15 protein-coding genes are annotated in these 12651 nt (G+C 60.8%); 6 read left to right on the plus strand and 9 right to left on the minus strand.

Features of this window, described 5'->3' with window-relative positions; translation table 11 throughout:
* Positions 1-93: 93 nt before the first annotated feature.
* Genes IFT59_RS02460 through IFT59_RS02470 form a run of 3 tightly spaced genes read right to left on the minus strand, consistent with a single transcriptional unit; the run spans position 94 to position 1558 of the window.
* The gene (locus IFT59_RS02460) at positions 94-987 is read right to left on the minus strand and encodes a LysR family transcriptional regulator (protein WP_192086005.1); all 894 of its coding nucleotides are present in this window, start codon (positions 985-987) and stop codon (positions 94-96) included.
* A gap of 26 nt (positions 988-1013) precedes the next feature.
* Complete coding sequence (locus tag IFT59_RS02465; protein WP_192086006.1) at positions 1014-1346, minus strand: type II toxin-antitoxin system PemK/MazF family toxin; 333 nt, start codon at positions 1344-1346, stop codon at positions 1014-1016.
* The gene (locus IFT59_RS02470) at positions 1343-1558 is read right to left on the minus strand and encodes a hypothetical protein (RefSeq protein WP_192086007.1); all 216 of its coding nucleotides are present in this window, start codon (positions 1556-1558) and stop codon (positions 1343-1345) included. Before IFT59_RS02470 ends, IFT59_RS02465 begins: the two co-directional genes overlap by 4 nt.
* Before the next feature lie 554 nt (positions 1559-2112).
* On the opposite strand from IFT59_RS02470, the gene odc2 reads away from it, so the two are divergent.
* From odc2 to IFT59_RS02485, 3 genes are all read left to right on the plus strand, one after another.
* Positions 2113-3246: an ornithine/lysine decarboxylase gene (gene odc2 / locus IFT59_RS02475; RefSeq protein WP_062461910.1), complete on the plus strand. Its 1134-nt coding sequence runs from the start codon at positions 2113-2115 to the stop codon at positions 3244-3246.
* 110 nt (positions 3247-3356) lie between these two features.
* Complete coding sequence (locus tag IFT59_RS02480; RefSeq protein WP_062461118.1) at positions 3357-3926, plus strand: GNAT family N-acetyltransferase; 570 nt, start codon at positions 3357-3359, stop codon at positions 3924-3926.
* A 172-nt stretch (positions 3927-4098) separates the two neighbouring features.
* Complete coding sequence (locus tag IFT59_RS02485) at positions 4099-5130, plus strand: serine hydrolase domain-containing protein (RefSeq protein WP_192086008.1); 1032 nt, start codon at positions 4099-4101, stop codon at positions 5128-5130.
* A gap of 80 nt (positions 5131-5210) precedes the next feature.
* Here IFT59_RS02485 and IFT59_RS02490 read toward each other — a convergent pair whose 3' ends face one another.
* The 5 genes from IFT59_RS02490 to IFT59_RS02510 all read right to left on the minus strand — a co-directional run bounded on the left by IFT59_RS02490 (position 5211) and on the right by IFT59_RS02510 (position 8969).
* Complete coding sequence (locus IFT59_RS02490) at positions 5211-6197, minus strand: WD40 repeat domain-containing protein (protein ID WP_192086009.1); 987 nt, start codon at positions 6195-6197, stop codon at positions 5211-5213.
* Entirely contained in the window at positions 6197-7348 is a 1152-nt protein-coding gene (locus IFT59_RS02495; protein ID WP_113469218.1) for a CobW family GTP-binding protein, read from the minus strand. Before IFT59_RS02495 ends, IFT59_RS02490 begins: the two co-directional genes overlap by 1 nt.
* Before the next feature lie 114 nt (positions 7349-7462).
* A complete protein-coding gene (locus IFT59_RS02500; protein ID WP_192086010.1) occupies positions 7463-7858 on the minus strand; it encodes a type II toxin-antitoxin system VapC family toxin in 396 nt (131 codons plus the stop codon).
* Positions 7855-8112, minus strand: coding sequence for a type II toxin-antitoxin system Phd/YefM family antitoxin (locus IFT59_RS02505; protein ID WP_192086011.1), 258 nt, complete (start codon positions 8110-8112; stop codon positions 7855-7857). The genes IFT59_RS02500 and IFT59_RS02505 overlap by 4 nt, the downstream gene beginning before the upstream one ends.
* 56 nt (positions 8113-8168) lie before the next feature.
* On the minus strand, positions 8169-8969 hold the full coding sequence (locus IFT59_RS02510; RefSeq protein WP_192086012.1) for a creatininase family protein: 801 nt from the start codon (positions 8967-8969) through the stop codon (positions 8169-8171).
* Between the two features lie 83 nt (positions 8970-9052).
* On the opposite strand from IFT59_RS02510, the gene IFT59_RS02515 reads away from it, so the two are divergent.
* From IFT59_RS02515 to IFT59_RS02525, 3 genes are all read left to right on the plus strand, one after another.
* Positions 9053-9550 carry a MarR family winged helix-turn-helix transcriptional regulator gene (locus IFT59_RS02515; RefSeq protein WP_062461102.1) on the plus strand — a complete coding sequence of 166 codons (498 nt, stop codon included), beginning with the start codon at positions 9053-9055 and terminating at the stop codon, positions 9548-9550.
* A gap of 132 nt (positions 9551-9682) precedes the next feature.
* Positions 9683-10702 carry a LacI family DNA-binding transcriptional regulator gene (locus IFT59_RS02520; RefSeq protein WP_062461099.1) on the plus strand — a complete coding sequence of 340 codons (1020 nt, stop codon included), beginning with the start codon at positions 9683-9685 and terminating at the stop codon, positions 10700-10702.
* 25 nt (positions 10703-10727) lie between these two features.
* Positions 10728-11690, plus strand: a complete 963-nt coding sequence (locus IFT59_RS02525) for a 2-hydroxyacid dehydrogenase (protein WP_192086013.1) — start codon at positions 10728-10730, stop codon at positions 11688-11690.
* Positions 11691-11712: 22 nt separating this feature from the next.
* Here the strand turns inward: IFT59_RS02525 and IFT59_RS02530 are convergent, their stop codons facing one another.
* Positions 11713-12513, minus strand: coding sequence for a gamma-glutamyl-gamma-aminobutyrate hydrolase family protein (locus tag IFT59_RS02530; protein ID WP_192086014.1), 801 nt, complete (start codon positions 12511-12513; stop codon positions 11713-11715).
* Positions 12514-12651: the final 138 nt, after the last annotated feature.

Below are 12651 nucleotides of genomic sequence, written 5' to 3' on the forward strand. Positions count from 1 at the left end.
CAAATCAAAAGGGGTGTCGTTCGTCCGTCCGCAAGCTGTGGTCTGGCCCCGAAATGGGACGGAATTTCGACTTCGACGTTATAGAATTACAGGTCAGCGCGGTTGGCGGAACCAGTTGGCGAGGAAATCCACGAAGCTTCTCACCTTGGCCGGGAGGTAGCGGCGATGCGGATAGACCGCATAGATGCCGCGTTCACGGGTGATGTATTCGTCGAACAGGTTGACCAGTTCGCCCGACTGGATCGAGGCCATGGCGACGAAGTCGGGGATGATCGCGACGCCGAGACCGGCGCGGGCCGCGCGCAAGGTTGCCTGCGGACTGTTCACCTCGATCGGGCCCGAGACCGCGACTGAAATCATCGAGCCATCAGTATCGACGAAGCGGATATTGTTGTGCCAGCGCGAATTGGTGTCGATAATGAACGGCACCTTGTTCAGCTGCTGCGGATGCGTGAGGGGCCCGTATTGCGCCACGACATCGGGCGTCGCGACCGCATGGACCCGGAAATCGGCAAGCTTCTTGGCGATCAGGCCGGAATCCTCCAGCCGGGTGATTCGGATCGCCAGGTCGAAATTTTCCTCGATCAGGTCGACAAACCGGTCATCGGCGACGATTTCCAACTGGACGTCCGGATGCGCCTTGGCGAAGTCGATGAACGACTGGCCGACATCCGCATCGATGAAGGTGCGCGGCACGGAGATCCGCAGGCGGCCCTTGAGATCGGCATTGTTCTCGCGCACGAGGTCCGCGAGATTGTCGATCTCCTTCAGGATATCGGCAGCGGTGCGGTAATAGGTGTGGCCCGCCTCCGTCATCGAGAACTGGCGGGTGGTCCGGTTGAGAAGAAGCGCGCCGAGATCGTCTTCCAGTTCGCGGACATATTTCGACAGCAGCGCCTTGGAACGGCCGGTGCGGCGTGCGGCGGCCGAAAAGCCCTCTGCCTCGACCACGTCGATAAAGGCGCGCATGCGGGTGAGTGTGTCCATGTGGCGAATCTGCTCCGGGAAATCGATCAGCCTTGAAGGCCTAGCGCATAGGTTAGCGCCACATTCAGGCGTAATATATCTTGTTGGCTTAGGCAGCCGATGACGGCACCGATTTTATGGCGAACCACCGTTGCCGGTTTGTCTGCCATAATATCGGACCTGACACGCAGCCCATTTTCTGGAGTTGGATCAACCGTCACACGAAAGTCGGCCAGTTCGTTGATGGTTGAAGTTAGTTGGCAGACTGCAACAGCTTGATGGCCATCTTCCAGGAGAGCATTTTGCGTGACGATGACCGCAGGGCGCGGCTTTCCAAAATCTCCCGCCGTGGCCACCGTTACGACATCGCCGCGCTTCATTCCAGATCGCGGTCCTCATTGTGGAACATCGACACAGCCTCTATCCAGCGCATCACATCCGCTTCCTCTTCGGGGTCCATAGCGGCAATGGCTGCCTTGAGACGAGCGCGGAAGACCGGATCGTTTGCATCCGGGACCGACACCAGTCTTTCAGGGTGCAAGACCTCCCTCAACGGCGTCTCGACGGCTTCTGGCTTTCTTGCTGTAGGCATCTGATTTCTCCAGTCGTGCCTCTATTTCCGTAATGTAAACCGACGCGTGCCCGTGCGCAAATTCTACCGGGGGCTGCCTTCCCATTATTTTCCCCCCGGCCCAAAATACCGCTTGATTATGACCGCGAATATTCTTATCTCCCGTGCAGCCCAAAGTCGCACGTGCCCGTGGGTGTCCGCCGACCCTCTATTTGGTGAGGTCATCGGTAAGGTACCTGGAACTAACCCCTCCAGTCGCTATTCCGGCCATCCGGGAAATGCGAGGACATCTAAAGCAACGACGGTGCGGGCCTTTTTGTTCTCTCCCGGCTTTCCAACAGCCGGGGTTACTGAAGAGGCACACCATCATTGCCGGAAGTGCGGTAGGGACCTCCCTCCAATCCATGGCAGACAAAGCCGGATTTTCGTTCTTGGCAGAACGTTGATCCACTTACCGCGCGTTTGAGCGTGTCAGGGAACCGGTGTCTCCACCGACTGGATCCTGGCGCATGTTCATCCGTCCTTTGTCCTCCGGTTCGCAAGCCGGAGCCTTTGAGATTTGGAAGGGATTGACCATGACCACTGCCCGCATCCTCGACTTCATCAAGACCCAGCGTCCCGATGGTCCCTACCTCGTGGTCGATCTCGATGTCGTGCGCGACAATTTCAACGCCTTCCGTCATGCCCTGCCGGACAGCGCGATCTACTACGCCGTGAAGGCCAATCCCGAGCCGGCAATCCTCAAGCTTCTTGCTTCGATGGGTTCCAACTTCGACTGCGCCTCCGTCGCCGAAATCCAGATGGCACTCGATGCCGGTGCAAACGCATCGCGCATCTCGTTCGGCAACACGATCAAGAAGGAACGCGACATTGCGCGTGCTTTCGCGCTCGGCGTTGGCCTCTATGCCGTCGACAGCCATGAGGAAGTCGAAAAGATTTCCCGTGCAGCTCCCGGTGCAAAGGTGTTCTGCCGCGTGCTGACAGATGGCGAAGGCGCCGAATGGCCGCTGTCGCGCAAGTTCGGCTGCGTGCCGCAGATGGCCGTCGACGTTCTCGTCTACGCACACCAGCTTGGTCTCGAAAGCTACGGCGTCTCGTTCCATGTCGGTTCGCAGATGACGAAGGTCGATGCCTGGGATGCGGCTCTGGCCGATGCCAAGCGCGTGTTCAGCCAGCTCGCAAAGCAGGGTATCGTTCTGCAGATGGTCAACATGGGCGGCGGTTTCCCGACCAAGTACCTGCGCGACGTGCCGAAGGCTGAAGAATACGGCCAGGCGATCTTTGCTTCGCTGCGCAAGCATTTCGGCAACAACCTGCCGAAGACGATCATCGAGCCGGGTCGCGGCATGGTCGGCAATGCAGGCGTCATCAAGGCTGAAGTCGTTCTCGTGTCGAAGAAGTCCGACAACGACAACCACCGTTGGGTCTTCCTCGACATCGGCAAGTTCGGTGGTCTCGCCGAAACCATGGACGAGGCTATCCGTTACCCGATCCGCACCGAGCGGGACGGCGACGCGATGGAGCCTTGCGTTCTGGCCGGCCCGACCTGCGATTCGGCCGACGTGATGTACGAGAAGAACATGTATCCGCTGCCGATCTCGCTTTCGATCGGCGACGAGGTTCTGATCGAGGGCACCGGCGCCTACACGACCACCTATTCGGCGGTTGCGTTTAACGGCTTCGATCCGCTCAAGGCCTACGTCATCTAAGGCGTTACAAGCGTCACTACTTTCGCGGTTCCCGACCTCCAGACGGGAGCCGCAAATTCACAATGATCGTCCGATACCGTTTGAAACGGTTTTAAGTGCGGGAGGCCAAGATGGCCACTGTTCTTGATTCTGTCCGTGCGCTGTTTGCGCCCGCGTCCACATTCACCATCACTGCCGAAACGCCGGCCGACGTGGTGGCTCGTGAAACTCTGCTCGATCGCGCCATGGGCGCCGACCGACGCTTGAAGTCGTCCGAAAAGATCCGCCAGAACCGCGTGCCGGCCGAAGGCCTGGCGCTCGTTGCGCGCGATGAGGACGGCCATGTCATCGGCACGGTACGTCTGTGGAACATCGAGGCCGGCATCTCGCCAGAAGGCAACGCCATCGACGCGCTTCTGCTTGGACCGCTCGCCGTCTGCTCGTCGCATGAGGGCAAGGGCATCGGTGCGGCTCTGATGCGTGCGGCGATCGGCCAGGCGCATGATCGTGGCCATGGCGCCGTGCTTCTGGTCGGTGACGCCGCCTATTACGAGCGCTTCGGCTTCTTCGGTGGCAAGACCCAGCATCTGGTGATGCCCGGCCCCTGCGACCGCGCGCGCTTCCTGGCGCTCGAGCTGAAAGCCGGTTGGCTCGAAGGTGCAGCCGGCATGATCGTTGCGAGTGGGCGCAAGCTCGCCTGAGCTGCATTTGCTTTTGAGAGATTCATAGGACCCCGTCTTCCCATAGAGGAGGCGGGGTCTTTCGTTTTTCGACGGGCGAGAGCTGGCGCAATGGTCTCACGCTCCGTCACCTTCGCGTGAATCGTTGGGCTCGGCCATAGTCGCGTGCGGGTCTCGACCTAGATTGACCTCCATGATCACACGCCGCACAGCCCTTCTTTCCGCTCCCTTCGTCCTCGCGTCAGTGCGGGCCTTCGCGCAGCAGCCCGGCGGGGCGGGCGTGGCGCAGGCGCCGCAGACGTTGAAGGCCGTGCTGGATAGGGCGGCGGATCTGGAGCCGTTGAAGGTTGTGATGGTGTCGCGCAAGGGCGAGACGATCGCGAGGGAAGCGTTCAACGGCAGCAGTCCTAACGCCGCGACCAATATCAAGTCGGCGTCGAAATCGATCATCTCCTGCCTTGTCGGCATCGCGATTGATCGCAAGCTGCTTGAGGGGCCGGACCAGAAGATCGCCTCGATCCTGAAGGCCGATCTGCCGCGCAATGCCGATCCGCGGCTCGCAGACGTCACCATCGGCAATCTTCTCTCCATGCAGGCCGGTCTGTCTCGGATGTCCGGCCCGAATTACGGGCGCTGGGTGGCAAGTTCCAACTGGGTGCGGTTTGCGTTGTCGGAACCGTTCGACGGCGAGCCAGGCGGTCAGATGCTCTATTCGACAGCATCGACGCATCTACTTTCCGCCATCCTCACCCGCGTCGGCAAACGCCCGACACTTGCGCTGGCGCGCGAATGGCTGGAGCCGGTCGACGGGTTTCGCATCGGGGCCTGGGAGCGCGATCCGCAGGGCGTCTATCTCGGCGGCAACCAGATGGCGATGACGGCGGCGTCCCTGCTGGCATTCGGCGAGCTCTATCGCAATGGCGGGAAAACCAAGAGCGGCCGGCAGGTGGTATCTCAGACCTGGATCGACCAGTCCTGGACGCCCCGCACGAACTCGCGCTTTTCCGGCGATGGCTATGGCTATGGCTGGTTTCTGCGCCAGATAGGCGGACGCGATGTGAAGTTCGGCTGGGGTTATGGCGGGCAGATGGTCTACGTGGTTCCGTCGCTCGATATGACCGTGGTGATGACATCAAGGGAAAGCGGTCCGTCTGCCCGAAACGGCTACCGTGACCAGTTGCACGACCTTCTCGCCGAGATTATCGGCGCTGTCGCGTCGGCGTAAGCGCCAAGCTCCGCCGTGATATGGGGGACTAGCATGCGGGGCAGACCCCGCATGTTTCACTGGGAATTCAGACAGTCGGCTCAGCCGGAAATGTCGATCACGCCGCAGTCGCCGGCTTCAGACGAGAATGCGAGCAGCTTACCGCTGGCACTCCAGCTCAAGCCCGTGATGGCGCCCTTACCGGGCCGGCGCAGCAGCGCTTCCTTGCCGTCGGCAATGCGCACACCGAGGACCATGCCGTCGATAAAGCCGATGGCGAGCACTTCCTCGAGCGGATGAAACGCAACCTGCGTCACCATGATGTTGGCGCGCGTGCCGAGTTCCATCGGTGCCTTGCCCATCGGGCCGTCCTTGGCCGAAAACGGCCAGACGATCGCGGCCGGTGCGCCGGAAGAGGCGAGCCATTTGCCCTTGACCGACCAGGACAGCGATTTCACCTTGGCCGGATAGCCGGTCATGCGCATATGGCGGCTCTCGCCCGACTTGCTGTCGAGCTTCCAGCCGTGCAGCGCGTTTTCCTGCATCATGGTAACAAGGAAACGGCCGTCCGGAGAGAAGGTGACGCCGGTATGGGCGCCCTTCCAGTCGAGATCTTGCATCGGACTGTTGGTGCCGACCCAATGCAAGGATACGCCGTTATAGCGTGCAGCGGCAATCCGCAGCCCCTTCGGTGCGAAGGCGATGGCTTCAACGCTGCGCTCTTCCTTCACTTCCTTGAGGGTGCCGTCGGAGAGCTTGACGAAACTGGACTTGCCTTGCGCCCAGGCGACCGCACCCTGCGGCCCGCCGGCGACGACGGAGATCCATTTGCGCGGCGTTTCCGAAATCGTGGTGACGGTGCCATCATGGGAAATGCGCTGCACCCTGCCGTCTTCGCCGCCACTCAATAGGGTGGCGCTGAAGGGATCGCGGATACAGGTCAACAGGCCATGGTGGGCATCCGTTACCTTTTCACCGCCGTCGAGGCGGTGAATGGTGCCGGCAGCAGTGGCAAAGATCGGGATGTCGCCGAGAAAGTGAGCCGCGACGACATGACCATCGATATCAAGAGGTGCAACGGTTGGCATCAGGCGACAGCAACCTCAGCCTGGCAAGCCATGAAGCTCTTCTGGATCTTGTCGAAATCGAGCTCGCGGCCGATGAAGACGAGACGGCTTTCACGCTTTTCGCCATCCTTCCACGGACGCTGGTGATCACCTTCGACGATCATGTGCACGCCCTGGATGACATAACGCTCCTCGTCGCCCTTGAAGGCGATGATGCCCTTGAGGCGCAGGATGTTTGGACCTTCCGCCTGGGTAATCTTCTGGATCCACGGGAAGAAGCGATCCGGGTTCATCTCGCCGCCGCGCAGAGAGACAGACTTCACCGTGATATCATGGATCGGCGACATCGCATCGTGATGCGCATGATGGCCGTGGTCATGATGCTTGTGATCATGATGCCCGTGATCATGATGATCGTGGTCGTGCGCGTGATGGTCATGCCCGTGATGGTCGTGGCTGTGGTCGTGACCGCAATCGGGGCCGCAGACATGGTCTTCGTGGTCGTGGTCGAGGAAATGCGGATCGTTTTCCAGCGCCCGTTCCAGATTGAAGGCGCCCTGATCCAGCACGCGGGCGAGATCGATGCCCGAGCGGCTGGTGTTGTAGATGCGGGCAGTCGGGTTGATGGCGCGCACGACGTCTTCGACGATGGCGAGCTCTTCCGGGGTCACAAGATCGGTCTTGTTGATCAGTACGACGTCGGCAAACGCGATCTGGTCTTCGGCCTCGCGGGAATCCTTGAGTCGCAGCGGCAGATGCTTGGCATCGACCAGAGCAATGACGGCGTCGAGTTCGGTCTTTGCGCGAACATCGTCGTCCATGAAGAAGGTCTGGGCGACCGGAACCGGATCGGCCAGGCCCGTCGTCTCGACGATAATGCCGTCGAAGCGGCCCGGGCGGCGCATGAGGCCCTCAACGACACGGATCAGGTCGCCACGAACCGTGCAGCAGACGCAGCCGTTGTTCATCTCGTAGATCTCTTCGTCGGACTCGACGATCAGATCGTTGTCGATGCCGATTTCGCCGAATTCGTTGACGATCACGGCGTATTTCTTGCCGTGGCTCTCCGACAGGATGCGGTTGAGCAAGGTCGTCTTGCCGGCGCCGAGATAGCCGGTCAGCACGGTCACAGGAATTGGCTTTGCAGCGACGGGAGCGGTGTTTTCAGTCATGGGAAACCTCTAAGGGTTCTGGAGCGCTCGGGGGAGCGCGGAAGCGTGTTGGCCTCATATAAGGGCAAGGCCGCGCGAGTTCAAAGGGGTTTTGAATGTTATATGATCACATGATCAGGGGAAGGCGTGCGCTGAGGCGATATCCGTCTTTGCGAAGTCTTCGCCGATGTACAGGAGGGGGCAGCCGAACTCCTTGGCTGTCGCATAAGCGAAGCAGTCGCCAAAGTTGAGCCCTGCCGGATGGAAGCCCTTGCCGAACTGTCGGTAGGCGGAAGAAGCGATTTCGGCACGGGCGGCGGTGACGTCTATGATGCTGAACGGGAGCGATGCGAGCAACTCGTCCAGCCCGGACCGGCATCCTTTCCTGGCGGCAACAATCTGTGCTTCCAGCAACGTACCTGCTGATAGGATGAAATGTTCTGTCGGGACTTCGAGAACCGTAATGCAGTGACTGGCCATCGGTTCGTTGCCGACGATTGCGATCAGCGCCGACGTGTCGAACGAGATCATACGGGCAGTCCGTCCTCATCGTAGAGATCATCGTGGCTTCGGTCGGCTGTGGGTTCCCCGGGTGGAAACGGGGGAGCCATCGCGCGGACCCGATCGAGGATAGCGCGCCGCTCTTCGCGGCTGAGCTGTGGCGCCGACCGGACGATCCGGGCAACCGTTACGCCGTCTTTTGTGAGCACAATGTCCTCGCCACTTTCGACGCGATCAAGCAACACACTCAGATTTTTCTGGGCTTCCTGTACCGATACCTGCATGCCGTCAGCCTCCGGTGTCCTGCGAAAGGTATGCGGTCTGGCAGAATGGTGCAAGGCTATCGAAACGGGGACACGTCAAACCGTGCCACATCCCGTAGCAACTCGATGATGCCGTTCACCGCGTGCTTCACCAGGTGCTCGCCCCGTTCTGCGGTGGCAGCGGTTGCGTTGCCGGCGGCGCCCTTTTCGTTTAGGTCCGACATTTTCCACCCGAACGCATGTGGGCCGTACGCGCGCAGGTGGCGAAAGTCTTTCGCGAAATCTGTCTGGCGCGATGGGAAGTTTTCGGCCCTTTCCATGCTCACACGGTCCGGCCACAGTGCCAGCATGACGGAGGTCTCGATATCGCCGCCGTGGATATCGATTGCCTTGTCCTCCGGAGCGATCCAGCCTTCGGGCTGGCCGAAGCGGGTCCAGCTTGTTGCGACCGCCAGCATGTTGAAACGGACGCGGGCCTCTGTCGTGACGATCGTCAGCAGCGGCGCGTTGCCGCCATGGGCGTTCAGCATCACCAGTTTGCGGATGCCTTGCTTGTGAAGTTCCTCGGCGATGCCGAGCCAGCGGCGGACAGCCTCGTCGAAGGCCAACGTCTTCGTTCCTGCCACATCCATATGCTCGATCGAGTAGCCGACCGGCTCCACCGGGAGGAAGGTGACCGGAAGATCAGCCGGAAGGGCAGGGATGATGCGGTCGACAAGGCCCTGTGCGATCAGCGTATCGGTCTCGAAAGGCAGGTGCGGACCGTGCTGTTCGTAGGCGCCGAGCGGCAGAACGGCGATCCAGTCGCCTCTTTTAGCGCTTTCTGTGGACGGGGGCGTAACATCGTTGTCATGATAGCGCGGCAAGGGATGCGGCATCTGGCGGTCAATTCCGGGTTTCGATAAGGGTGGCGTGGTATAGTTATAGCGCCGACTTCCATGACGCAAAACGGGCGGAGCCTATGAGCAAGAAAAAAGGCGACAAGAAATCCAAGTCGGGCAAGAAGAAGGACGGCGCTGGTCTTTCCGCAACCGACCTTGCGCCTGTCATTACACAGACCGCCCGGTCAATGCGCACCGCCTTGTCCCGCAGTCTGGTCGAAAGCGGCCTTTATGCCGGGCAGGACGGGGTGATCCTAGCGCTTTCCGAGGAAGACGGCATGACGCCGGGTCATCTTGCCAACCGCATGGGCGTCAAGGCTCCCACCATGACCCGCACGATCGGCCGCATGGAAGCGCAGGGATTTCTGGAGCGCCGGTCGGATGGAACGGATGGTCGCCTGACCAAGGTGCATCTGACGGAGACTGGTCTGAAGAGCGTCGAGCAGATCGGCCGCGCGGTGGCCGAGTGCGGCGAACTGGCCGTCAAAGGTCTTTCGGACAAGGAGGTTCGCACCCTTCTCAAACTTCTCAAAGCCGTCGAGCACAATCTTCAGTCGGATGAGGGCGATCGCGACTGAGGGTTGCGTTTGGCAACCTGCTCGTCCGAAAAATCCCGTCACAGGATTGTCGCATGGAATTAAATTGTTTATTTAAACTTTAATTCGGGTGCTCTGCGTGGGAATGCAGGCTGCATGAGAACGCGGGGCTAGATGGCGCAGAAAATCAAACTGTCGACGATTGCCGAAAGTCTCGGTCTTTCTACAGCTACGATTTCGCTTGCTCTCCGGGACAGTCCGCTCGTGGCTTCTGATACCCGCGAGAAGATCAAGGAACAAGCGCGGGCGCTTGGCTATATCTACAATCGCCGTGCCGCCAGTCTGCGCACCTCGCGGTCCGGCATTATCGGTGTCGTCGTGCATGACGTGATGAACCCGTTTTACGGTGAAATCCTGAAAGCCATCGAGAGCGAGCTCGACCGCAGCCGTCATACGTTCATCCTCTCCAACCATTACGACTCGGTCGAAAAGCAGCGCACGTTCATCGAGACGCTGCTGCAGCTGGGTGGCGACGGCGTGATCATGTCGCCGGCGATCGGGACGCCGATCGAGGATATGAAGCTTGCCGAAGAAAACGGCATGCCGGCCATTCTTGTTGCCCGCTCGATGGAAGGCCTCGACCTGCCGACCTATCGTGGCGACGATGCTTATGGCATTTCGCTGGCCACCAACCATCTGATTGGCCTCGGCCACCGGGCGATCGCCATGATCGGCGGCACCGACCAGACATCGACCGGTCGCGACCGTTACCAGGGCTACGTCAACGCGCTGCTGAAAGCCAATATCGAGGTCGATCCGAACCTGCGCATTCCGGGACCCCGTTCGATGCAGGGCGGGTTCGAGGCGGCGGTGCATTTCCTGTCCCTACCGCAAAAGCCGACGGCTGCGGTCTGCTGGAACGATCTGGTGGCGATCGGCCTGATGAACGGCATCGCGCGGGCCGGGTTGACACCGGGCGTCGATATTTCCGTCACCGGCTATGACGATCTGGAACAAGCTTCGATCTCGACGCCGTCTCTGACCACCGTTTCCAACGGACAGGCCGATGTCGGGCGCTTAGCGGCGCGGGCACTGCTCGATCGTCTTGCCGGGAGCCATGAGCCTGACGGTCTCCATCTGATCAAGCCGGAAATGCGTCTGCGCCAGTCGACCGGCGTCTTTCGTCCACGCTGATTATTCTTCATAAAGAGGTTGCTGCATGTCTGAGAATCCTGCCACCATCTTCGTGCCGGGCCGTATCCATCCGCGCGTTCTGGAGCGTCTGAACGACAGTTTCGAGGTCATCTCGGCTGCGAATGCGGAACTGGCATCCGTCGACGCCGAAACGAAAGCGCGCGTGCGTGGCATCGCGGTTTCCGGCAAATGCGATGCTGCCGTCATCGACGCGTTTCCCAATCTCGAAGTCATCTCCAGCTTCGGCGTCGGTTACGACGGCACCGATACGAAGACGGCGGCCGAACGGGGCGTCATCGTCACCAACACGCCTGACGTCCTGAACGATGAAGTGGCCGATACGGCGATCGCGCTGCTCCTCAATACGCTACGTCAGTTTCCGAAGGCGGAAACCTATCTGCGCGAAGGCCGGTGGGCGAGCGAAGGGCCGTTTCCGCTGTCGCCGTTTTCACTGAAGGGCCGCAGCATCGGCATTCTCGGCCTTGGCCGCATCGGTCTCGAAATCGCAAAGCGGCTTGAGCCGTTCAAGGTGACGATCGGCTATTATAGCCGCAGCCAGCGCTCGGATGTCGGCTATATCTACTATCCGTCCTTAAAGGAGATGGCTGAGGCCGTCGATACGCTGATCTGCATCGCGCCCGGGACGCCGGATACGTTCAAGATCATCAATGCGGAGATCTTCGAAGCGCTTGGGCCGGGCGGCGTGTTTATCAATGTCGGACGTGGATCGAGCGTTGACGAGGAGGCAATGATTGCCGCCCTCAGCGACAAGACGATTGCCGCGGCCGGGCTTGACGTGTTCTTCGACGAGCCGAACGTACCGGCGGAGCTGATCGCTCTCGACAATACCTGCCTTCTGCCGCATGTCGCATCCGCGTCGGTTCAGACCCGCAATGCGATGGCCGATCTTGTCGTCGACAACCTGATCGGCTGGTTCAAGGACGGCCGCGTGCTGACGCCGGTTCCGGAAACCCCCGTCAAGGGCTAACCGGCAAAGACGACGAGGCGCTTCAGGCGGTACGGGCAACCGGCGCACTTGTCTCGCCGCTTGTCGATGCGGCATAGGCGCGGGCCGCATCGCCGAACGCCCGGAACAGGGCGCCCGACGGTGCGTCGGTTTCGGCCCAGTATTCCGGATGCCACTGGACGCCAACGGCGAAATTCTTCGCGTCGATCACCGACACCGCCTCGATCGTGCCGTCTGCGGCCGTCGCCTCCACCTTCAGGCGGGGAGCGGTCTTTGCAATCGCCTGGCGGTGGAGCGAATTCACCTGGACTTCGCCGGCAAATCCGAGGAAATCCGCGATGCAGGAGCCTTCCTTGACGAAGACCGGCTGGCGGATCGCGTACATCGCGTCGCGGTCTGGCACGTCGGGCTTGCGGTGGTCCCAGTTGCCCGGCTGATCCTGGATCTCGCTTGCCAGCGTGCCACCCAGCGCGACATTCAGCTCCTGGATGCCGCGACAGATGGCGAGAAGCGGAATGCCGCGCTCAATCGCGCGGCGGATCATCGGCAGCGAGGTGGCGTCGCGGCCGTGATCGAAGGGGCCGTCTGCCTCGGTCGCTTCGCGGCCGTAGAGCGACGGGTGGACATTGCTGACGGCGCCGGAGACCAGCACGCCGTCGACCCGGTCGAGGATCGTTTCGACATCGTTGCCCTCTTCGAAGGCGGGAACGATGAAGCTCATGACGTCCGCCACTTTCAGCGCCGCATTGACATACTGGTTGGGTGTGGCGTGCCAGAGGGCGCCTTCGAATTGCCTGAGATCGGCGGGAACGGCGACGATGGGCTTGCGGCACGAGACGGGCATGAACAATCTCCAGGCGGGGCAGTGGTTCTCATCCCGTATTGCTGCCGGAGGCGGGGTGAAGTCAAGCCGTAGCACGCCGTGCAGCGTGAACCACGACGACTCGCGGAAGACGAAAGTATAATGCGGTTTAACCTTGGC

This window comes from Rhizobium sp. CFBP 8752 (assembly GCF_014842035.1).
Taxonomy (GTDB): domain Bacteria; phylum Pseudomonadota; class Alphaproteobacteria; order Rhizobiales; family Rhizobiaceae; genus Neorhizobium; species Neorhizobium soli.

Bases quoted from the DNA above. Each gene is read 5' to 3' on its own strand.
- IFT59_RS02525 (WP_192086013.1), top strand. From the start codon at position 10,728: ATGTCTGAGAATCCTGCCACCATCTTCGTGCCGGGCCGTATCCATCCG.
- odc2 (WP_062461910.1), top strand. From the start codon at position 2,113: ATGACCACTGCCCGCATCCTCGACTTCATCAAGACCCAGCGTCCCGAT.
- IFT59_RS02470 (WP_192086007.1), bottom strand. From the start codon at position 1,558: ATGCCTACAGCAAGAAAGCCAGAAGCCGTCGAGACGCCGTTGAGGGAG.
- IFT59_RS02495 (WP_113469218.1), bottom strand. From the start codon at position 7,348: ATGACTGAAAACACCGCTCCCGTCGCTGCAAAGCCAATTCCTGTGACC.
- IFT59_RS02500 (WP_192086010.1), bottom strand. From the start codon at position 7,858: ATGATCTCGTTCGACACGTCGGCGCTGATCGCAATCGTCGGCAACGAA.
- IFT59_RS02530 (WP_192086014.1), bottom strand. From the start codon at position 12,513: ATGCCCGTCTCGTGCCGCAAGCCCATCGTCGCCGTTCCCGCCGATCTC.
- IFT59_RS02485 (WP_192086008.1), top strand. From the start codon at position 4,099: ATGATCACACGCCGCACAGCCCTTCTTTCCGCTCCCTTCGTCCTCGCG.
- IFT59_RS02460 (WP_192086005.1), bottom strand. From the start codon at position 987: ATGGACACACTCACCCGCATGCGCGCCTTTATCGACGTGGTCGAGGCA.
- IFT59_RS02505 (WP_192086011.1), bottom strand. From the start codon at position 8,112: ATGCAGGTATCGGTACAGGAAGCCCAGAAAAATCTGAGTGTGTTGCTT.
- IFT59_RS02465 (WP_192086006.1), bottom strand. From the start codon at position 1,346: ATGAAGCGCGGCGATGTCGTAACGGTGGCCACGGCGGGAGATTTTGGA.
- IFT59_RS02490 (WP_192086009.1), bottom strand. From the start codon at position 6,197: ATGCCAACCGTTGCACCTCTTGATATCGATGGTCATGTCGTCGCGGCT.
- IFT59_RS02520 (WP_062461099.1), top strand. From the start codon at position 9,683: ATGGCGCAGAAAATCAAACTGTCGACGATTGCCGAAAGTCTCGGTCTT.
- IFT59_RS02510 (WP_192086012.1), bottom strand. From the start codon at position 8,969: ATGCCGCATCCCTTGCCGCGCTATCATGACAACGATGTTACGCCCCCG.
- IFT59_RS02515 (WP_062461102.1), top strand. From the start codon at position 9,053: ATGAGCAAGAAAAAAGGCGACAAGAAATCCAAGTCGGGCAAGAAGAAG.
- IFT59_RS02480 (WP_062461118.1), top strand. From the start codon at position 3,357: ATGGCCACTGTTCTTGATTCTGTCCGTGCGCTGTTTGCGCCCGCGTCC.